Here is a 19,410-nt window from a genome sequence, read left to right as displayed (position 1 = left end):
AGAGGGTCTTGAAAGAGAAAACTTGTAAGAATATGGAGGAAGAATGATGATTGTTTCAGCAATAGGGCAAGGACTACTTTGGGGAATCCTGGGATTAGGGATTTTTATGACCTATCGAATTTTAAATTTCCCGGATATGACGACGGAAGGGTCCTTTCCGTTAGGCGGTGCTGTCTGTGTGACAGCGATCACCCATGGGGTGTCGCCCGTCTTAGCGACTTGTTTAGGAGTATTGGCTGGGATGTGTGCGGGCTGTGTGACAGGACTTCTTTATACAAAAGGCAAAATTCCCGTGATTTTAGCTGGAATCTTGGTGATGTCTTCATTGAACTCGGTCATGCTGTTTGTGATGCGCTCACCCAACCTCTCTTTATTAAACCAACCGAAAATTCAAGATTTTTTTACTAGAATGAATTTACCGAATTATTATGATACGGTGATCATTGGATTGATCATGGTCTTGTTGATCGGGGGCGTCTTGGTTTACTTTTTCCATACAAATTTGGGTCAAGCTTACATCGCTACAGGTGATAATGAGCATATGGCAAAATCGATGGGGATCAATACCGATCGAATGAAAATCATTGGATTGATCGTCTCCAATGGCGTGATCGCACTCTCAGGCGCATTGATTGCGCAAAATGACGGCTATGCCGACATAAGCAAAGGTATCGGTGTGATCGTTATCGGACTGGCATCAATCATCATTGGTGAAGTGTTATACGGGGAACTGACCTTGCTGGAACGTTTGATCGCTATTGTGATCGGCAGCATTATTTACCAATTATTGATCCTATTTGTGATCAAAGCTGGATTTGATACGACCTACTTGAAGATCTTCTCTGCAATCGTCTTGACGATCTGCTTGTTGATCCCTCAATTTAAACAAGCCTTGCATCTACGCACTGGTTTTGAAACGGAGGACGAATAATGTTAGCCTTAAAAAAAGCCTTTAAAGTTGTCGGCAACGGACCAAATGAGAAAAAAGTACTCTTGAATAAAATCGATCTTTCTTTAAAGCCAGGAGAATTTGTCACGGTCGTTGGAGGAAACGGCGCCGGCAAAAGCACGTTATTCAACTGCATCTCAGGCACCATGCCCTTGACGAGTGGGCAGGTGATGATCGATGATCAAAATGTGACTACACTTTCGGAAGAAAAACGCGCACGCTTTTTGGCGCGGGTTTTCCAAGATCCGAAAATGGGCACTGCTCCCCGTATGACAGTGGCAGAAAATCTGCTGTTAGCCCAAAAAAGAGGGCAAAAACGGTCACTTGGTCTTCGACAACTCCAAGGACAAAGGGAAATGTTCTTTGCACTTTGTAAAGAAATCGGCAACGGGTTGGAAAATCATTTGGATACGCCAACGGGCAGTTTATCTGGTGGTCAACGACAGGCACTAAGTTTATTGATGGCAACGATCCAAACTCCAAAACTGTTGTTGCTAGATGAACATACGGCTGCGTTAGATCCAAAGACCTCCAAACAGCTGATGCAAATCACTGCAAAACGCGTGGAAGAACAAAACCTGACCTGTCTAATGATCACCCATCGGATGGAAGATGCATTAAAATACGGAGACCGCTTGATCCTGCTCAGAAAAGGGGAGATCGTCAAAGATCTTTCAGCAGAGGAAAAAGCGCAATTAAGCTTACCTGAACTATTATTGTTCTTTGAGGATGACTTATAAACCCTTGATAGAACAGTGTTTTCAAAAAAAACAATCAAATAAATGAAAAAAATAAGAAAAAATCATTGACATCTTTCAAAGTTAAACCTATACTTAGGTCAATCTTACATCAGTTTGGAGCGAACGACTATGCAAAAATTATTGCTAACGAACCCCACACAACTGAATAAATATTACTTTAGCTATTTTAGATAGGTTTGTATTCATGAAGGCATGGGTACAAACGCTAAGTTTGTATCTATGATGGCTAGAGCATTTCGTAATGAATTCGCAGCCACGTAGATCGTAAAATCTATAGTGGCTATTTTTTATATTCACATATCGGCTCTGTCGTTATGTAATGTTTGAAGGTGTTCACTGTAGATTCTTAAATTTACGGTGGACATCTTTTTTTGTTGAAAGGAATGAACCAGATGAAACAAATGATAACCGGACACACACGGTTGGCGGCACTATTTGCCAAACCAGCCAAACACAGCATCTCTCCAGCGATGCACAATCTTTCTTTTGAAGAACAAGGGATCGACGCCGTGTATCTGGCCTTTGATGTTGAGCCGGATGATTTAGCCGCTAGTATCCAAACCATCCGTCAGTTGGACCTCTTAGGTGTCAATTTATCGATGCCTCATAAAATGGCGGCTGTAGCGCTGATGGATGAATGTTCACCAGCAGCCGAGTTGATCGGCGCAATCAATACGATCGTCAATCAAGAAGGTCGCTTGATTGGGCACAATACAGACGGCATCGGCTTTATGCGAGCTCTTGAGGACATTCAAGTATCCATCATTGGCGACACCATGACGATGATTGGAGCTGGTGGAGCGGCGACAGCGATCATTAGCCAAGCCGCACTAGACGGCGTCAAAACGATCCATGTCTTTAACCGCAAGGATGAGTTTTATCCAATCATCCAAGAAAAATTAACACAGATTGCACAAAAAACAGCTTGTGAAATTACCTTAACCGACTTAGAAGATCAGATGGCTTTAAAAACAGCCATCGATCAAAGCAGCTTATTGGTAAATGCCACGGGCGTGGGAATGAAACCAAATGATACCGTAAGTCCTCTGAAAGATAAAACACTCCTGCGGGAATCATTAGCTGTCTATGATGTCATCTATAATCCAAGAGAAACGCAGCTTTTGAAAGATGCGAAAGCAGTCGGCGCCAAAACTGCAAACGGCTTAAGCATGCTACTCTATCAAGGTGCAGCCGCATTTGAACTTTGGACTGGCAAAGCGATGCCTGTTGAAAAAGTCAAAGCACTCATCGAATCCATGTAAAAAATAAAAAACAGAAAAAAACGAAAGTAGGAAGAAAAAATGATCGTAATTATGAAACCAGGCGCTACGCCAGAACAAGTTGAAGTTGTTGTAACAAGAATCAAAAAAGAAGGCTTAGATGTTCAAGTCAACCAAGGAAAAGAACAGGTCGTTATCGGATTAAAAGGGGATACCCGCCGCATCCAAGATGTTGCTTTTCGCAGCTACGAGGGTGTCGAAGATGCCATTCGGATCTCAAACACCTACAAATTGACCTCTCGTGAGTTCCATCCGCAAGATACGGTTGTGGATGTAGATGGCGTGAAAATCGGTGACGGCAACTTTGTTACGATGGCTGGTCCATGTTCGATTGAAGGCTTAGACCAAATTCGTGAATGTGCCCGAATCGCTAAAGCTGGTGGTGCACAAATCTTACGTGGTGGTGCCTTCAAACCACGCACGTCGCCATACGCATTCCAAGGGCTGGAAGAAGAAGGGCTAAAATACATTCGTCAAGCAGCGGATGAAACGGGCATGAAAGTCATCACAGAAGTCATGGACGAAGGACATATCGATATGGTTGCGGAATACAGTGATATTTTGCAGATTGGTGCTCGGAACATGCAAAACTTCAAATTGCTAGCTGCCGTTGGGAAAACTGGGAAACCAATCGGCCTTAAACGAGGCATCTCTGGCACGATCGACGAATGGTTGAATGCAGCGGAATACATCGCCGTTCAAGATAAAAGTGAAGTGATTTTCATTGAACGTGGGATCCGAACTTACGAAACAGCAACCCGTAATACCTTTGATCTAAGTGCGGTACCAATCATCAAAAAACTGAGCCACTTCCCAATCATCGTTGATCCTAGTCATGGAACAGGTATCTGGGATCTCGTACCGCCTATGGCTAGAGCGGGTGTTGCTGCTGGCGCCGATGGGATGATCGTTGAGATCCATCCAGATCCAGCCAATGCTTGGTCTGATGGTCCTCAATCACTTAATGAAAAAACGTACATGAACATGATGAAAGAAGTCCATATCATGGAAAAAGCGATGAAAGAAATCAAAGCGTTGCAAGACTAAGCGTCAAGACAACCAATAAAAGAGGTGCAAAAATCAATGTTACACATTCATTTAGAAGAACATTCCTATGATATCCTCATCAAACGAGGGGCGTTTCAAAAAGTCGGAACCTGGGTGCAACAGTTGTGGGACAAACAGCGTATTGCCGTCATTACAGACAGCAACGTCGCACCCCTGTATGGCGGACAAATCGTCGATTCCTTAACCGCTGCAGGGTTTGAGGCAACACTGTTAGTCGTACCAGCTGGCGAAAAAAGCAAATCACTAGAGCAAGCAGCTAATTTATATGATGGTCTTGCCCAACTCGGAATGACCAGAAGCGATGGGATCATTGCCCTTGGTGGCGGTGTGATTGGTGATCTTGGAGGATTTGTTGCTTCTACTTATATGCGCGGTATTGATTTCTTGCAGATTCCAACGACGTTATTGGCACAGGTCGATTCAAGTATCGGCGGAAAAACAGCTGTAAATACTGGCAGTGCCAAGAATCTCGTCGGGACATTTGCACAACCAGCCGGTGTGATGATCGATCCAGATTTACTTACAAGTTTGCCCCTCAAACGCGTCCAAGAAGGCATTGCTGAAATCATCAAGTCAGCCGCTATTGCAGATCCTGAGCTTTGGCAAACGTTAGCAGGTTTGAAAGATGAAGTCGATCTTTTGGCACATGCTGAGAAAGTAATCACTGCTTCTTTAAAGGTAAAACAAAAAGTAGTAGAAGAAGATCCTTTTGATCATGGCAGTCGTCTGACACTGAACTTCGGTCATACGATCGGGCATGGCTTAGAAAGAACAGCCGCGTTTGACACCAGTCATGGCGAAGGGGTTGCAATGGGGATGATCATGATCACCCGTCATGCAGAAGCCATCGGATTAACACCAAAAGGTACGACCCAGCAGCTTACAGAAATGGTTGAGAAGTTTCATTTGCCGATCACACCAAGTGAAATAGATAAAGAGCAATTATACCAAGCAATTACTCATGATAAAAAAGCCCGCGGGCAACAATTGAAGATTATTCTATTAGAAGCGATCGGACAGGCGAAAATCGTGACGATCCCGACTGAAAAAATCAAAGACTACCTATTATAAGAAAGGAAGGTAACGGATCATGCGTTATATTACAGCAGGCGAATCACATGGACCAGAGTTGACCGCCATTATCGAAGGTTTACCGGCAGGATTGCCATTAACAGCAGAAGACATTAATTTTGAATTAGCGAGACGACAAACCGGCTATGGTCGCGGGGGACGGATGCTGATTGAAAAAGACCAAGTCCGTATCACTTCGGGTATCCGTCATGGAAAAACACTAGGCTCTCCTGTAACTTTAGTGGTTGAGAACAAAGATTGGAAAAACTGGACCAAGGTCATGGCGATCGAAGAGGTACCAGAAAAAGACCGCAAACTACGACGAGTGGCACGACCAAGACCTGGTCATGCTGACTTAGTCGGCGGCATGAAATACCATCATCAAGATTTACGAAACGTTTTGGAACGCTCATCTGCTCGTGAAACGACCATGCGGGTAGCCATCGGAGCAATTGCGAAGAAAATTTTAAAGGAGCTTGGCATCGATGTGGCAGGTCATGTAACAATGTTAGGCGGCATCAAAGCGGAAATTCCTGAAGGGTTGACCGTTAAAGAAATCGCAGAACGCTCTGAAGCTTCAGAAGTAAGGGTGTTAGATCCGTCAGTCGAAGAAGAAATCAAGCAGCTGATCGATCAAACGAAGAAAAATGGCGATACGATCGGCGGTGTAGTGGAAGTACTTGTTGGCGGCGTTCCTGCTGGTTTAGGCAGTTACGTGCAATGGGACAAAAAACTTGATGCGAAAATCGCCCAAGCCGTGGTCAGCATCAATGCCTTTAAAGGTGCTGAGTTCGGCGTTGGCTTTGAGGCTGGTGTTTTGCCAGGTTCCAAAGTCATGGATGAGATTTTATGGGACGAACAACGAGGCTATACCCGTCGCAGCAACAACCTTGGCGGGTTTGAAGGCGGCATGACGAACGGTGAACCAATCGTGGTTCGTGGTGTTATGAAGCCGATCCCGACCTTGTACAAGCCGTTGCAAAGTGTGGATATCGACAGCAAAGAACCGTATAAAGCAAGCGTCGAACGCTCAGATAGCACCGCTGTACCAGCAGCCAGTGTTGTTTGTGAGAGTGTGGTGGCGACAGTGGTGGCCAATGAACTATTAGAAAAGTTCCCAAGTGATTCATTCGCAGAATTGACTGCATCTGTTCAAGCGTATCGAGAATACTTGTTAACCTACTGATTAAAGAACCAGCAAAAATTCCAGTAGAAATGAGGATTCTTTTCATGAACCAAAATATCTTTGTCGCCGGTCTAGGATTGATCGGCGCTTCCTTAGCAAAATGTATCAAAAAGGCACATCCGCAAGTGCATTTGATGGGCTGGGATTGTCAGGAAACCAATGAGATCGCATTAGCAACAAGTTTAGTAGACGAAGTGCCCCCTTCATTTTCAGAAGGTGCTGTCCGTGCCGACGTGATTTTGTTGGCATTGCCGGTAGAGATCACCAAAAAATATCTTTCCGAACTGGGGACACTTTCATTAAAGCCTTCGGTGCTGGTAACAGACACCGGCAGTACCAAAGCGGAAATCACCCAATTCGCCGAGTCCTTTTCCTTTGATTTTATTGGGGGCCATCCGATGGCTGGCTCTCATAAATCAGGGATCACAGCAGCCGATGAGAACCTTTTCGAGAATGCTTACTATATCTTCACACCGACGAAAAGTCAGCGGATGGAAGAGCTGCAAGAGCTTTTTCGCGGCACCAGAGCCAAATATGTGGCGCTTGCGCCAAAAGAGCATGATCAAATCACAGGGATGTTGAGCCATTTGCCCCATATTATTGCTTCTGGATTAGTCAATCAGGCAGACGCTTTCAACCAAGCCCACCCCAGAGCGCAACAACTTGCAGCAGGCGGTTTTCGCGATATCACTCGCATCGCTTCTTCAGATCCTCGCATGTGGACCGATATCTTATTGAGTAATCGACAGGAACTACTGCAGCTGATCGATGAGTGGCAAAAACAAATGACGACCATGGCTCACTGGTTGCAGGAAAAAGACGAACGGGCGATCTTTCGGTTCTTTGAATCCGCGAAGGAAACACGGGATCAATTGCCGGTTCATCAAAATGGCGCGATTCCGGCATTCTATGATCTATTCATCGATGTACCGGATCATCCCGGTGTTGTCGCTGAAGTGACGGGGCTATTGAGCGAACATCAGCTCTCTTTGATCAACTTAAAAATTCTTGAAACTCGAGAAGACATCATTGGTGTTTTACAGATTTCATTCAAAACGCAAAATGATTTGCTGCAAGCAGAGCAGCTGATCCAAAACAAGACGACCTATTCGTGTCGAAAAAAATAGGAGGCTGGGATGAAACTAAAAAAAGCAACACATTTAAAAGGGACGATAGCGGTCCCTGCTGACAAATCGATCTCGCATCGCAGTATCATGTTCGGGGCGTTAGCTGAAGGAACAACGACTGTCCGAAATTTCTTACGTGGAGAAGACTGCTATAGCACCCTTCATGCATTTCAATCATTAGGGGTTCCGATCCATGATGACGGTCAGACGATCACGATTGAAGGACAGGGCTTCAATAGCCTTAAGCCTGCCCACGAACCAATCGATATCGGTAATTCTGGTACAACGATTCGTCTAATGATGGGGATTTTGGCTGGACAGCCATTTACAACTACCTTATTCGGTGATGACTCATTGAATAGACGACCAATGAATCGCGTGATGCTGCCATTAAGAGAAATGGGTGCCAATGTGAGAGGGCATGAACAGACGGAGTTCCCACCGATCACCATCAATGGCACGGCTTCATTACATCCCATCAATTATCAGATGCCCGTAGCAAGTGCTCAAGTAAAATCAGCGCTGATTTTTGCGGCACTACAAGCACAAGGTACATCTACGATCATTGAAAAAGAAACAAGCCGCAACCACACCGAAGAAATGATCCGTCAATTCGGTGGTGTCATCACAACACAAGGCAAAACGATCACTGTGACGGGACCTCAAACACTCCAAGGACAAGAAGTAGTTGTTCCCGGTGATATTTCCTCCGCTGCCTTTTTCTTAACAGCCGGCGCGATTATGCCAGAAAGTGAGATCGTTTTAAGAAATGTCGGGATCAACCCCACTCGTACAGGAATTCTTGACGTGCTAGAGGAGATGGGTGCTTCGATTGCTTTTTCTAATCAAGACGATCAGAATCAATCAGCTGACCTTACCGTTCAAAGTTCTACCTTGCAGGCAGTAACCATCGCTGGCGATATTATCCCACGCTTGATCGATGAATTGCCGATCATTGCGTTGTTAGCCACGCAGGCGCATGGCAAAACGGTGATCAAAGATGCGGAAGAACTAAAAGTAAAAGAAACCAACCGAATTGATGCAACTGCCGAAGAGTTGACAAAACTAGGAGCGGACATCACTCCCACCGAGGACGGGTTGATCATCAACGGTCCAACCCCTTTGCATGGCGGTCGAGTGTCAAGTCGGGGGGACCATCGCATCGGCATGATGCTGCAAATTGCCGCCTTATTGACAGATGAAGAGGTAGAATTAGAAAAAGCCGAAGCCGTAGCAGTTTCTTATCCTGATTTTTTTGAGGATGTCGCACGTTTGGCTAAAGGAGGAAACAGCGAGTGAAAAAAGTGATATTAATTGGCTTTATGGGTGCTGGAAAAACCACGATTGGTCGTCTTTTGGCTGAAGAAACGAAACAGTCTCATGTGGATTTTGATGACTTGATCGTTGCTGAGATCGGCATGACCATTCAAGACTTTTTCGATCAACACGGTGAGGAAGCCTTTCGCAAAATCGAAACGGATATTTTAGCTAAAACTTTGGCAAAGGAACAAATTATTTCCACTGGTGGGGGCATCGTATTAAAAGAAGAAAATCGTCAGCTTTTAAAAGAGATGCCGCTCGTCGTGTATTTAAAAACAGATCCCGAGGAACTGATCCATCGCTTAAAGGCGGATACTGGCAGCATTCGCCCCTTAGTCGTCTCAAAATCACCAGAAGAAATATTGGCTGTTTACCGTCCTCGGATCCCTCTTTATGAAGAAACTGCTTCATTGATCGTTGAAACGACGAACAAAACACCAGAAGAAATCGTACAGGAAATTTTGATCAAAGCAGGTGCATAAAATGAAGATTGGTTATTTAGGACCGAAAAGTTCCTTTACGCATTTAGCTGCGCAAGAAGCGTATCCAGAAAATGCCTGTATCCCTTATGGATCGATTCCACTTTGTATTCAAGCGCTAGCTAATGGCGTGATCGATCGTGCGGTCGTTCCGAACGAGAACTCATTAGAAGGGTCCGTTCATGCCACTATTGATACACTGTTTCGTCAAAATCAATTGAGCATCGAACAGGAAATTATTTTACCGATCAATCATCAATTGTTAGTTTCTCAGCAAACAGCAAAAGACTACCGTCCCATCACTAAGATAATTTCTCATCCGCAAGCCTTGGCTCAATGTGCCGACTTCATCGAAGCCCGATTTGCTGGAGCTACTGTTGAGGCGGTTGCTTCCACAACGACTGCAGCAGCGTACGTAGCAAAACATCCAGAAGAAGCAGTTGCGGCGATTGCTTCCAAAGAAGCCGCTTTGGCTTATCAGTTAACGATCAAAGAAACCAATATTCAAGATGTTGCCTTTAATCAAACCCGGTTTTGGGTTTTGACGAAGAAAGCAGCAAACACCCAATTACCAGAGCAGACCGTCGAGAAAGCAACGATTTTTGTGACGCTGCCAGCAAATCGCCCGGGAATCTTGCACAAAATCTTAGCAACCTTTGGCTGGCGAGAAATTGATTTAAGCAAAATTGAATCGCGACCGTCAAAAACCACCTTAGGGGAATACTTTTTCGTGATCGATCTAGTGATGGACAAACCGTGGCAACTGATTGTAAATGCCTTTGAAGAGATTCAGTTGTTGGGTGGACACGTCCATCTTCTCGGCGTGTACTCGGTAAATGTTGTTGAGGAAGTGACAAAAAATGACTCAAGTCAAAATAAAAATTAGCCAAGATGAAACACTTTTAGCAACGTTTCATAAAGAGATCCAAACGCAGCACCATCAATGGTACCCAACGATTTTTAAGCCCTTTGATCAGTCAAGATTTGAACAAGCAATCACACAGCAGCTGCAAGAGCCAAGCCACCACTTTTTTATCGCTTGGTTGGCGGAACAGCCTTGTGGCTTTGTGCATCTTCAAGAGGTCCGTTTGCCACAAAATGCGATGATGCATGAACGAAAGTGGCTGGAAATTGCAGCGATCGCTGTTGACCCTCGGTACCAAGGGATGCATATTGGAAAACAATTGTTGGCATTTGCTGAAAACGTTGCGCTGGAAAAAGGCTTCGATGATCTCTCACTAAACTTTTGGTCGGCAAATCAAGTGAAATCATTTTATGAGCAAGCAGGATTTGTGAGCACACGACAAGGAGCATCAAAGCATCTAAGGTAGAAAAATGAAGAAATTTCCTAGAAAAAGGTTAAAATTTCAGAAAATAGCTTTCTTTCTATAAGGTCTAGGGTATCCTTATAGACAGAGAGCTATTTTTTAGTTGGAGGATCAGAAGCAATGAGCAGGATGGAAAAAAATAAAAAACTGCATGAACGGCTAGAAAAGGAATCCAGTCAGGCAGCCAAAGAAAGTATCTTTGCCCGCCGAGAAGCCAAAAGAAGAAACCAGCGCGTCAGACCGAGTGATTCTACTTCGTCTGCTGATGAGCCAGTAAGAGACATTTTGTCTCAAAATACCGAGCATCCTAGGGCAAGCGACCCTCGTGCGGCTCAAAATTCCCGAAAACAGTCACAAGTAGGAATAAAAAAATCTGAGGGGCGAAAAAGCGCAATCCCCCCGCTATCTGCTCAGGGACCTGCGATGCATCAAGGCCAGGAACAAAGCAAACAAAAACCGCAAAAGCTTAAGAAGAGCAAGCAACCCAAACAAAAGAAAAAGCGGAAGCACCCAGTTCTACGTATTGTGGTCCGGGTACTATTGGTGCTTTTTGCCTATTCATTAATTGCGTTTCTTGTCGGTCAGCAAGTCGCAAGAAGTGACGCTGCTTTTGCTACGACTGATGAAGAGACCTTTAATGGTACGGCCGCTGCTAATGGTGCTCGTAATATATTGCTCATTGGTAGTGATAGTCGTGAAGGAGAAGCTGGGCGCGCAGACACTATTATGGTTTTGCAATTAGATGGTCCCAGTAAGCAACCGAAGCTGCTTTCTTTTATGCGGGATACTTTAGTTACGATTCCCGGTTATGGCGAAAACAAGATCAATGCGGCGTATGCCTTTGGTGGTGCTGATTTAGTCAGACAAACATTAGCTGAGAATTTCGGGCTAGAAACCAACTATTATGCAAAAGTTGACTTTCGTTCCTTCGAAAAAGTGATCGACACACTGTTTCCCTCAGGTGTTGCTATCAACGCGGAAAAAGATATGAGTAAAAATCTTGAAGTTGCCATCAAACAAGGGCAACAACAAATGAATGGGCTTGAGCTGTTGCAATACGCACGCTTTCGGATGGACGAAGAAGGTGACTTCGGTCGTGTAAGACGACAGCAGCAAGTAATGGATGCGATCTTTAGCGAAATGAAAAATCCTTTAGCTATTTTAAAATTGCCTTATGCAGCAGGAAAAGTCTTAGGCTATGCTTCCACCAACCTGCCAATGTCTTTCCTATTAAAAAATACCTTCTCGATTGCTCGAGGGGCGGGAGGAGTCGACAGCTTGACTGTCCCAGTCGCTGACTCTTGGCAATACGGTTCAAGTGCGAGTGCTGGAAGTGTGTTAGTCGTCAATCTTGAAACCAATCAACAAGCGATCAGGAATTTTCTTAATGAGTAAGCAGAATGAAAAGTTCTGAAAACCATTTGAAAGTAAGTAAATTTATGCTATATTATTAATGACGTTTGAAATTTGTTGAAACGAGGAAAAAGAATGAAATTAGCCGTTGTTACTGACAGTACAGCTTATCTGCCGGAACGGATCAAAAACCATGAAGATTTGTTTATCATACCGATTCCTGTTATTTTAGATGGAAAAGTCTACAATGAGGGTATCGACATTGAAGCTGATGAGTATTACGCTTTGCTGAAAAACAGCAAAGAATTCCCAACCACTTCTCAACCGGTATTAGGAGAAGTGTTAGCCTTATATGAGTCATTGAAAGATCGCGGTTACGACACGATCATTAGTATCCACTTATCAAGCGGGATCTCTGGATTTATCGGAACGCTGTATGGAATCACCGATGAAATCGAAGGTGTTCAAATCATTCCTTACGATTCGAAAATCACAAGTATGCCGATGGGTCACATGGTAGAAACCGCTCTTGATCTATCAAGTCAAGGCAAAACCGTCGAAGAGATCATTTCCCATCTGGACACTATCAGAGACAATACCTATGCCTATCTAATCGTGGACGACTTGAATAACTTGGTTCGCGGCGGTCGCTTAACCAATGGGGCAGCCTTGATTGGCGGATTATTAAAAATCAAACCGATCTTGACCTTTGATCAAGGAAAAATTGTGCTTTACGAGCGCATTCGTTCCAGTAAAAAAGCATTCAATCGCGCAGAAGATATCATTGGTCAACGTGAGCAAGAAATCGCATTGCCTGTTAAATTTTATGTAATCCACGCCAACAATTTAGAAGTAGCGAAAGAAGAAAAAGCGAAGCTACAAGCGAAATACCCAAATGCAGAAATTGAGATTGGTCACTTCGGACCAGTTATCGGCACGCATTTAGGAGAAAAAGCCATTGGGATCGCTATTTCAGCGCAATAATTTTTATTTTTTCTATGTTTATCACGCCATTATCTTTTCAAGACGGTGTATGTAAGAACCAGTTAGACGTTTGTCTAGCTGGTTCTTTTTTCTGCTTTTTTGAGATTCGCTTGTAAAAAATCACACAAACTCGTACAATAGGATCAAAATGAAGGACTGACAAAGGAGGAATTGCTATGAAGTGTTCCTTAAGAAGGTGGCAAATGAGCGATGCGCAAGATTTAGCCCATGCGTTAAATAATCAAACCATCCACGCCATCCACGATTATTTACGAGATGGGTTGCCATTCCCCTATACGGTCGCAGATGCACAAGCCTATATTCGATCTGTGGAGGAAGCAGAATTTGCCTTTGCGATCACTGTGGATGACCGAGCAGTCGGCAGTATCCGTGCTGTTCGCAAAGAAAATATCCATTATAGAACGGCTGAGATTGGCTACTCTATTGCACAAGAGTATTGGGGAAAAGGCTTGATGACGCAAGCCGTTCAGCAACTATGTGACTATGTATTTACTACATCAACTATCGTTCGTATTTCTGCTGAATCTTTTGCGAAGAATCATTCCTCTTGTCGTGTGTTGGAAAAGGCAGGTTTTACGTTAGAAGGCGTTTTGCGAAAGCATGCGGAGAAAAACCAACAGCTGTTCGACATGAAGCTCTATGCGTTGGTTCGTCAAGAGAAAGAGGGGCAAGATGACCACAATCAAAAAGGAGAAACCTATGAATGAACTGCAAAAATTACCAAATGTAGGTCAGGTTTTAGCGGATCACCTGGTTCGTATCGGCATCAATACTCCTGAACAACTACGCACAAAAACGGCCGAAGAGGTTTTTCTAGCTATCCGCCACCAATGTGATGCGGGCGCTTGCTTGCATATGCTCTACGGCATTGAAGGGGCGATCCAAGGCATTCCTAAAGCGCAGCTTACATATCAGAGAAAACAAGCGTTACGCCTTTTTTTCAATCAATTGAGTTAGTGAAGTAATGCGTCATAAAAAAGCACTTTTTAAGAGCGTTTGTTTTTAGATGCTTCTTATCAAGTGCTTTTTTACGGCTTGTTTCCTCATTCAGCGAAGACACATTGGTCACATTGGTATTGGTTCCTGAAATCGCCGCAGTCATGGACAGAATCGTTTGCCACTGAAAATCAACTAGACACCTGTCCCTAGCTACTAGAAAAGACCTTTTGCTTGTTCCAAACCAGCTTCCTCATTATACTTACTCTATCTAGTAAATTACTGATTTACTAAACAAGGAGTGAGAATAATGAAAATACCAGAAAACTTGAAACATAAGCCCGTCATTAAAGTGGAAGACTATGATACTGTTGACGGAAAAAATGCGTTACACACAGATGCAAAAGGACTTTCCCTCGGATTAGCACAATGGAATGATCGCGGAAAAGTCGATATCTCAGGCAAGGTTTGGCGCCATACAGGTGAAAAATGGTCTCGTCAGTCAGAAGAACTACCCCTCACTAGAATCTTAGATCTAGCAATCTTAGTGGCGCAATCTAGTTTGTATTTTCAAGAGGCCTATCGCCATGAAAAGTTTTACGATCCTGAAAATCCGTTGATCGAGATCATTGGCCTGCAAGGAAATCGTATGACCGTTGAAGTAGACACCGAAAATCCTAAAATCGATGAAGACATTCTGCTTTTTTATGATTCCTTGCAAAAAGATGGCGAGCTATACGGCGAACGCTTCAAAATCCTAAAGCGGCTTTTAGATGAGCTAGGTTATTAAGAAAAGGAGCAGATTGCCATGACACGAAATCAACCGTCTTTTGTCGTAACGAAAGGACGCGCTTTTAGCAAATTAGAACAAACCATGATTTGGAAAAAACCACAAAGTCATCAGACCAGTGCTGAAGAACTACGAATTGCTTCAGAGATCGCGTTGAATTGGGCGGATCCAGAGATGAAGATCTTCAATGTGTTGCTGGAAGGCGATGCTGGGTCGGGTAAGACCCAGTTGGCAAAGGCACTTTCTGCCGACCTGCAACTGCCCTACACCAAAATCACCTGCTTTGCGGATATGGATAAGTCAGATGTATTTGGTGCTTTATTACCAGTGATCAACACCGACCAAGAAGAGGACAAGGACTTGCTGGATGCGATTTATCAAAGTGATTGTTTTGAAGATGTCTTGGCATTGATCCAGCGGCATTTTTCCTTGACTCGTGAGCGGGCACGGGCGAAATTTGCGGAACTGATCGAACGGATTGAAACCAGTGATCAGCAACCGACGATTCAATACAAATTTTATCCCTCCGAAATCGTACGGGCGCTGGAAAAAGGCTATTTGCTTGAGATTCAAGAACCAACGGTCATTCGTGATGCTTCGGTACTAGTGGCACTAAACTCGGCCCTTGAACAAAACGGGATGCTAAATATCCCGACTGGCTTTGTTCGACGACACCCTGACTGTGTGGTGATCATCACAACGAATCGGAATTACCAAGGTAACCGCCCCTTGAACGAATCCTTGCGAGATCGGATGCAGCACGCTGAAAAAATGGATTTACCTGAGCTAACAGTTATGGTGCAGCGAGGCATTGCCAAAACCAATTATCCGGACAAAACGACTGCAGAGAAAATGGCTGAAATCATCCGCTTACTAGACGTGACCGCCAAAGCCAACGCTATCAAAGGGGTGGCGGGCATGCGTTCCTATTTTTATTGGTTAAATGCAGTCAAACAAGGACAAGATCCCTTTACAGCAATTGATAGCAAAGTGCTCTACAAAATCACTACCGATCCAAATGAGCTTTCTCTTTTACAACAGGCGCTAGAAGCTTCAGGGTTATTGGCGCAATTGCGGCTTTTGTTTTCTGGACAACCGCTAAATGCCTTTAAAGAACAAATCAAAGGACGCAGAATCAGCAGCGAAGAGGCTGACCAACGCAATGTAGTGGGAGAAGGCACACCCGTCTTAAAAAATGAGCAAGTCCTTGAGACCGCCAATCAAGAAACTGAGGCGGAAACGATGGAAACCAGTGATTCTGACAAACAAGAAGCGAAAAGCGCAGCAACTGAGGCGACGTTTTCAGAAGAACTAGAACGCAATAGTCATGATGGCCAAGCAAAAGCTGGGAGTGAGACACAAGAGGCAGCTCCTGCTTCTCATTCTTTGTCGATCGAAGCGTATGAAGCCCAGGAGAAAGAAAAGAAAACCACGGCATCAAAGGCAGCACGACAAGCATTGAAAGAATCGATCCATGCCAAAGAAGGGCTGATCGTTCATCGACCACCCGTCGATTTAGAAAAAGCGACTGAGGCCCAACAGCGTTTGCAGCCGTTGCTGCCGATCGTAGAGTCATTGATCAAGCAAACCCAAGAAGTATTGGAAAACGAACAAGCTTCGGCATACAGTAAAGGTAAGTACAGTGGTACACGCTTTGATGCCAGCAAGGTTGCGTATCAGGATTTCCGGACCTTTGACAAGAAGAATCCACCTCACGAACAGCCTTCCTTAGCTCTTGCTTTGCGCATCGATGAATCAGGTTCGATGATTCGAGAAGATCGGATATTGTATGCCCAACAGGCGGTCTTAGCGGTGAATGCTTTTGCCGAACGTTTATCTTTGCCATTGATGATCTATGGCGATACAGCGGACGTGACCGCTCGTGAAAAAACCTCGCTTTTTGCATACAAAGAATTTAATGAAGGCTTTGAATTTGTGCCAGAGAAACTCATGACAATGAAGCCTCGGCAAAATAACCGTGATGGAGCTGTCTTGCGCGTGCTAGCTGAAAAGCTCGCTCATCAGCCGGCAACCACTAAATTACTCTTGAATATCAGTGATGGCCAGCCAAAAGCTCTTCCTGATTATACAGGGGGAAAAGCCAAAGAAGATATTCAGCAGGTGATCGCTGACTATGAACGACAAGGGGTACTGTTTCTTGCAGCTGCTATTGGGCAAGACAAAGAGGTGATCAAAGCGATTTATGGGGAAGAACGCTTTATTGATCTTTCCAATCTAACAGAATTTCCGCAGCGTTTGTTGCAGCTACTAACAAGGTATCTGTAAACGTCGATAGCGAAAGGGAAAAGAGTGTGGACTGCATGCCGCACTCTTTTTTTGATCATAATTATATTATGTAAACAAGATGATATTTGTCTAAATTTGGAAAGTTCTGTAAAATAGACGCCAAAAGGAGAGATATCATGAACAAATGGCGGTACTTCTACTATCCTTGCCAATTCGGCTGGCACGCGGCTCTTCGTAGGCGCAGTTTGCTGATGAGTGGTGTATTGGCGATTCTTCTACTGATCATCGCCATCTTTGCAGAGCATTGGTTAGTGTTTTTTCATCAATGGCTACAATATGAAACAAATAGCAGTGAGAATCAGATGGATCTCACGTATGCCAGTTGGCTTTTCTTTTTGCAGTTGCTACGCTTCATACTAGGCGTTCTAACTATAGGCTTGATCGCCGCCTTTTTATGGCACTGCAATCACATGTATCGTTTTCATTTGATGGGGGAGGAGCAGCAATCTCTGAGTATTCGGTTGTTGTTAGGACAGTCTCCGTTGTTGATCACCTTTGAAGAACTTTTCTTTGTAGGCATTCAAAGCATTATTATTAGTTTGGTAGGGCTTGTCAGCGGTCTGTGGCTTAGTCAAAAAGCACTGCAGGATTTTTTCCATTTCTTTCATCTTCCCGCAGGCTTTACTTTTGAATTTCCCTTTAAAGGTCTATTAATCGCTCAACTTGGTGTGCTCTTGCTGCTTTTTTTGTTACGATTCCGCGGTACAAAGAGGACGGTTGAAGAGATTCTCGTTAACGGATGCCCGAATGGGTGAGGGGATGATAGGCTGCTTTTATTTCCCTCTTCCAAAATGCGAACATATGTTTTATAATAGGTGAAACAAGACAAAGGTCGTGAATTTGTGAAGACATCCTTAACTTTAGAAATGGAAGAGGCACTTTATTATTATTGTCGGGAAAACAGTGATATTGTGGTAGAAGAGGTAGTCATGCCAGATGATCACGGCATCGTGGATACTTTGAGTTGTCGCTTGACGACTGAAAATACCTTTGAATGGCGTTGCTACGAACTCAAAGTTAGTTTGGCAGATTTTCGCTCAAAAGCAAAACTATCCTTTATTGGGAATTATAATTATTTTGTCTTACCCAAGGCATTGTACGAGAAAGTCAAAGATCAGATTGGACCTACAATTGGTGTTCTGGTCTATCATGCATTTCTTGAAAAAGAAACGGGCAGCAAAGGGTATTTCAGTGTCGAAAAGAAGCCCCAACGGCAAGAGCTGCAGGTTCCAGAAAATGCCTTATTGTTTCGGTTGATTTCGGCACAAGCGCGAGAAGTCGGCAAAGCAAAACAGACTGCTCGAGGATTGCGGGTATTTTCAACAGAACGTTTGTACCAAGAACTGAAGAAACGTCAGCCTGAGTATGACTTGTTCGGTGGTGGAGTCAATTACTATGATCGATTTATTGAAGATACTCAGCTGCAAGCGATCGAAGCCTTGAAAGAAGAATTGGCCGCTACGAGAGCAGCCTATGAAGCACTGGAAAAACGTTTTTTATCAGGCGAGTAAGAAGGAGAGAAGAAGATGTACTTCCCGTATATTCGTGGAAAACAATTTGATTTATTGGCGTTGAAAGCACTGTTGGAACAAGATTGTTTGTCAGACGCGATCCAGCCGATCATTGAACCAGTCAAGCAATCAAAAACGTTTTGGACGACCATTGACCTGTTTCAAAGGAAGCAGCATCCTTTTTATCTGGTTCGCAATCCCCAGGCGGGGGCTTTTCTGACGGCAGAGGGATTAGCTGAGTTGCAAAATGTTGCTGCCCCTAAAGCAATGATCGTAGATCGGCCCATTGAAACAGTGGAAGAAAAGCCTGATCTTTGGATCATCCATCAAGCAGACCAAGCACTCGCTAGTGATTGGCGGGAAAATACACTGCCGGTACTGGTAAGCAAAGAGTTTCGTTTGTTAAATAAAATCAACGGCCCGAAACTACTGATGGAAGATCCGTTTACCCGTTTACCTAAAAATAGTTTTTATACAGAATGTCCAGACGAAGGATTTTCAAAAACCCATCATCTTTATCATAAATTGGGCTATGCGGGATTTAGTGATTTTTCTGTCGATAGCAAAATTTATTATGAGCACAGTTATCCCTCAAAACGGTTGGTTTTGCATTGGATCTATCCGACAGCAGAGCAAGACTTTCGAATCGTTCACTTATTTTCTGAGGAAGAATTACCAAGTCAGAAAGAAAAGTTTTTCGAAGTCATGGAAGCTTTGTTACAGCATGAGGAACAGTATCCTACGCAAACAGCTGGGCTGCAGCTATTAGTTGCTGCCTATCAGCAAAGGTCGTTTCCTGGTATGGGTGTTATTCGGAAAGCTGCCGTTATGAATCACTTGGAACTCGTCAGTCGTCTTATTTAGTCGCTATACGCATACGATTGTAGGCTCTAACAAAATACTGCCATTTATTGTACAAAACACCTTGATTGCACCCAT

General features: G+C 44.0%; 20 protein-coding genes. All 20 read left to right on the top strand.

What is annotated here, in order from left to right:
• Positions 1–46: 46 nt before the first annotated feature.
• The 20 genes from IGI72_RS09035 to IGI72_RS08940 all read left to right on the top strand — a co-directional run bounded on the left by IGI72_RS09035 (position 47) and on the right by IGI72_RS08940 (position 19,335).
• Positions 47–931: an ABC transporter permease gene (locus tag IGI72_RS09035; RefSeq protein WP_010748362.1), complete on the top strand. Its 885-nt coding sequence runs from the start codon at positions 47–49 to the stop codon at positions 929–931.
• Positions 931–1,689: an ABC transporter ATP-binding protein gene (locus IGI72_RS09030; protein ID WP_005226102.1), complete on the top strand. Its 759-nt coding sequence runs from the start codon at positions 931–933 to the stop codon at positions 1,687–1,689. Before IGI72_RS09035 ends, IGI72_RS09030 begins: the two co-directional genes overlap by 1 nt.
• 413 nt (positions 1,690–2,102) lie before the next feature.
• Positions 2,103–2,972 carry a shikimate dehydrogenase gene (locus IGI72_RS09025; RefSeq protein ID WP_438753894.1) on the top strand — a complete coding sequence of 290 codons (870 nt, stop codon included), beginning with the start codon at positions 2,103–2,105 and terminating at the stop codon, positions 2,970–2,972.
• A 39-nt stretch (positions 2,973–3,011) separates the two neighbouring features.
• Positions 3,012–4,037, top strand: coding sequence for a 3-deoxy-7-phosphoheptulonate synthase (aroF, locus tag IGI72_RS09020; RefSeq protein WP_005226100.1), 1,026 nt, complete (start codon positions 3,012–3,014; stop codon positions 4,035–4,037).
• Positions 4,038–4,073: 36 nt separating this feature from the next.
• The gene (gene aroB / locus IGI72_RS09015; protein WP_015509713.1) at positions 4,074–5,129 is read left to right on the top strand and encodes a 3-dehydroquinate synthase; all 1,056 of its coding nucleotides are present in this window, start codon (positions 4,074–4,076) and stop codon (positions 5,127–5,129) included.
• Positions 5,130–5,148: 19 nt separating this feature from the next.
• Positions 5,149–6,315: a chorismate synthase gene (gene aroC, locus IGI72_RS09010; protein ID WP_005226098.1), complete on the top strand. Its 1,167-nt coding sequence runs from the start codon at positions 5,149–5,151 to the stop codon at positions 6,313–6,315.
• Positions 6,316–6,359: 44 nt separating this feature from the next.
• A complete protein-coding gene (locus IGI72_RS09005; RefSeq protein WP_368742216.1) occupies positions 6,360–7,442 on the top strand; it encodes a prephenate dehydrogenase in 1,083 nt (360 codons plus the stop codon).
• Between the two features lie 9 nt (positions 7,443–7,451).
• Positions 7,452–8,741, top strand: coding sequence for a 3-phosphoshikimate 1-carboxyvinyltransferase (gene aroA / locus IGI72_RS09000; protein ID WP_213357113.1), 1,290 nt, complete (start codon positions 7,452–7,454; stop codon positions 8,739–8,741).
• Positions 8,738–9,244, top strand: coding sequence for a shikimate kinase (locus IGI72_RS08995; protein WP_005226095.1), 507 nt, complete (start codon positions 8,738–8,740; stop codon positions 9,242–9,244). Before aroA ends, IGI72_RS08995 begins: the two co-directional genes overlap by 4 nt.
• A gap of 1 nt (position 9,245) precedes the next feature.
• Positions 9,246–10,127, top strand: a complete 882-nt coding sequence (pheA, locus tag IGI72_RS08990) for a prephenate dehydratase (protein WP_128431975.1) — start codon at positions 9,246–9,248, stop codon at positions 10,125–10,127.
• Positions 10,102–10,572, top strand: a complete 471-nt coding sequence (locus IGI72_RS08985; protein WP_005226093.1) for a GNAT family N-acetyltransferase — start codon at positions 10,102–10,104, stop codon at positions 10,570–10,572. The genes pheA and IGI72_RS08985 overlap by 26 nt, the downstream gene beginning before the upstream one ends.
• A gap of 117 nt (positions 10,573–10,689) precedes the next feature.
• On the top strand, positions 10,690–11,964 hold the full coding sequence (locus tag IGI72_RS08980; RefSeq protein ID WP_438753890.1) for an LCP family protein: 1,275 nt from the start codon (positions 10,690–10,692) through the stop codon (positions 11,962–11,964).
• A gap of 93 nt (positions 11,965–12,057) precedes the next feature.
• A complete protein-coding gene (locus IGI72_RS08975; RefSeq protein WP_005235946.1) occupies positions 12,058–12,906 on the top strand; it encodes a DegV family protein in 849 nt (282 codons plus the stop codon).
• A gap of 176 nt (positions 12,907–13,082) precedes the next feature.
• On the top strand, positions 13,083–13,634 hold the full coding sequence (locus IGI72_RS08970) for a GNAT family N-acetyltransferase (protein ID WP_438753888.1): 552 nt from the start codon (positions 13,083–13,085) through the stop codon (positions 13,632–13,634).
• Positions 13,627–13,884, top strand: a complete 258-nt coding sequence (locus IGI72_RS08965) for a TfoX/Sxy family DNA transformation protein (protein ID WP_074933839.1) — start codon at positions 13,627–13,629, stop codon at positions 13,882–13,884. The genes IGI72_RS08970 and IGI72_RS08965 overlap by 8 nt, the downstream gene beginning before the upstream one ends.
• A 289-nt stretch (positions 13,885–14,173) precedes the next feature.
• On the top strand, positions 14,174–14,653 hold the full coding sequence (locus IGI72_RS08960) for a DUF6530 family protein (RefSeq protein WP_005235941.1): 480 nt from the start codon (positions 14,174–14,176) through the stop codon (positions 14,651–14,653).
• Between the two features lie 18 nt (positions 14,654–14,671).
• A complete protein-coding gene (locus tag IGI72_RS08955) occupies positions 14,672–16,939 on the top strand; it encodes an AAA family ATPase (protein ID WP_142964921.1) in 2,268 nt (755 codons plus the stop codon).
• Positions 16,940–17,076: 137 nt separating this feature from the next.
• Complete coding sequence (locus IGI72_RS08950) at positions 17,077–17,715, top strand: hypothetical protein (RefSeq protein WP_142964920.1); 639 nt, start codon at positions 17,077–17,079, stop codon at positions 17,713–17,715.
• A gap of 87 nt (positions 17,716–17,802) precedes the next feature.
• The gene (locus IGI72_RS08945; RefSeq protein ID WP_015509702.1) at positions 17,803–18,471 is read left to right on the top strand and encodes a hypothetical protein; all 669 of its coding nucleotides are present in this window, start codon (positions 17,803–17,805) and stop codon (positions 18,469–18,471) included.
• A gap of 15 nt (positions 18,472–18,486) precedes the next feature.
• A complete protein-coding gene (locus tag IGI72_RS08940; protein WP_142964919.1) occupies positions 18,487–19,335 on the top strand; it encodes a sce7725 family protein in 849 nt (282 codons plus the stop codon).
• The last annotated feature ends 75 nt before the right edge of the window (positions 19,336–19,410 follow it).

It is taken from the genome of Enterococcus sp. DIV1059_2, from assembly GCF_051713685.1.
Classification (GTDB): Bacteria; Bacillota; Bacilli; order Lactobacillales; family Enterococcaceae; genus Enterococcus_D; species Enterococcus_D casseliflavus.
The sequence above is the reverse complement of the archived record's forward strand: the minus strand, read 5'-3'. Positions and strand labels throughout refer to the sequence as shown.

What these genes read in the sequence shown, in the direction of transcription:
- IGI72_RS08985 (WP_005226093.1), top strand. Translation starts at nt 10,102, where the DNA reads ATGACTCAAGTCAAAATAAAAATTAGCCAAGATGAAACACTTTTAGCA.
- aroB (WP_015509713.1), top strand. Translation starts at nt 4,074, where the DNA reads ATGTTACACATTCATTTAGAAGAACATTCCTATGATATCCTCATCAAA.
- aroF (WP_005226100.1), top strand. Translation starts at nt 3,012, where the DNA reads ATGATCGTAATTATGAAACCAGGCGCTACGCCAGAACAAGTTGAAGTT.
- IGI72_RS08940 (WP_142964919.1), top strand. Translation starts at nt 18,487, where the DNA reads ATGTACTTCCCGTATATTCGTGGAAAACAATTTGATTTATTGGCGTTG.
- IGI72_RS08960 (WP_005235941.1), top strand. Translation starts at nt 14,174, where the DNA reads ATGAAAATACCAGAAAACTTGAAACATAAGCCCGTCATTAAAGTGGAA.
- IGI72_RS08950 (WP_142964920.1), top strand. Translation starts at nt 17,077, where the DNA reads ATGAACAAATGGCGGTACTTCTACTATCCTTGCCAATTCGGCTGGCAC.
- IGI72_RS09005 (WP_368742216.1), top strand. Translation starts at nt 6,360, where the DNA reads ATGAACCAAAATATCTTTGTCGCCGGTCTAGGATTGATCGGCGCTTCC.
- IGI72_RS09035 (WP_010748362.1), top strand. Translation starts at nt 47, where the DNA reads ATGATTGTTTCAGCAATAGGGCAAGGACTACTTTGGGGAATCCTGGGA.
- IGI72_RS08975 (WP_005235946.1), top strand. Translation starts at nt 12,058, where the DNA reads ATGAAATTAGCCGTTGTTACTGACAGTACAGCTTATCTGCCGGAACGG.
- IGI72_RS08965 (WP_074933839.1), top strand. Translation starts at nt 13,627, where the DNA reads ATGAATGAACTGCAAAAATTACCAAATGTAGGTCAGGTTTTAGCGGAT.
- IGI72_RS08955 (WP_142964921.1), top strand. Translation starts at nt 14,672, where the DNA reads ATGACACGAAATCAACCGTCTTTTGTCGTAACGAAAGGACGCGCTTTT.
- pheA (WP_128431975.1), top strand. Translation starts at nt 9,246, where the DNA reads ATGAAGATTGGTTATTTAGGACCGAAAAGTTCCTTTACGCATTTAGCT.
- IGI72_RS08980 (WP_438753890.1), top strand. Translation starts at nt 10,690, where the DNA reads ATGAGCAGGATGGAAAAAAATAAAAAACTGCATGAACGGCTAGAAAAG.
- aroC (WP_005226098.1), top strand. Translation starts at nt 5,149, where the DNA reads ATGCGTTATATTACAGCAGGCGAATCACATGGACCAGAGTTGACCGCC.
- IGI72_RS09030 (WP_005226102.1), top strand. Translation starts at nt 931, where the DNA reads ATGTTAGCCTTAAAAAAAGCCTTTAAAGTTGTCGGCAACGGACCAAAT.
- IGI72_RS08970 (WP_438753888.1), top strand. Translation starts at nt 13,083, where the DNA reads ATGAAGTGTTCCTTAAGAAGGTGGCAAATGAGCGATGCGCAAGATTTA.
- aroA (WP_213357113.1), top strand. Translation starts at nt 7,452, where the DNA reads ATGAAACTAAAAAAAGCAACACATTTAAAAGGGACGATAGCGGTCCCT.
- IGI72_RS09025 (WP_438753894.1), top strand. Translation starts at nt 2,103, where the DNA reads ATGAAACAAATGATAACCGGACACACACGGTTGGCGGCACTATTTGCC.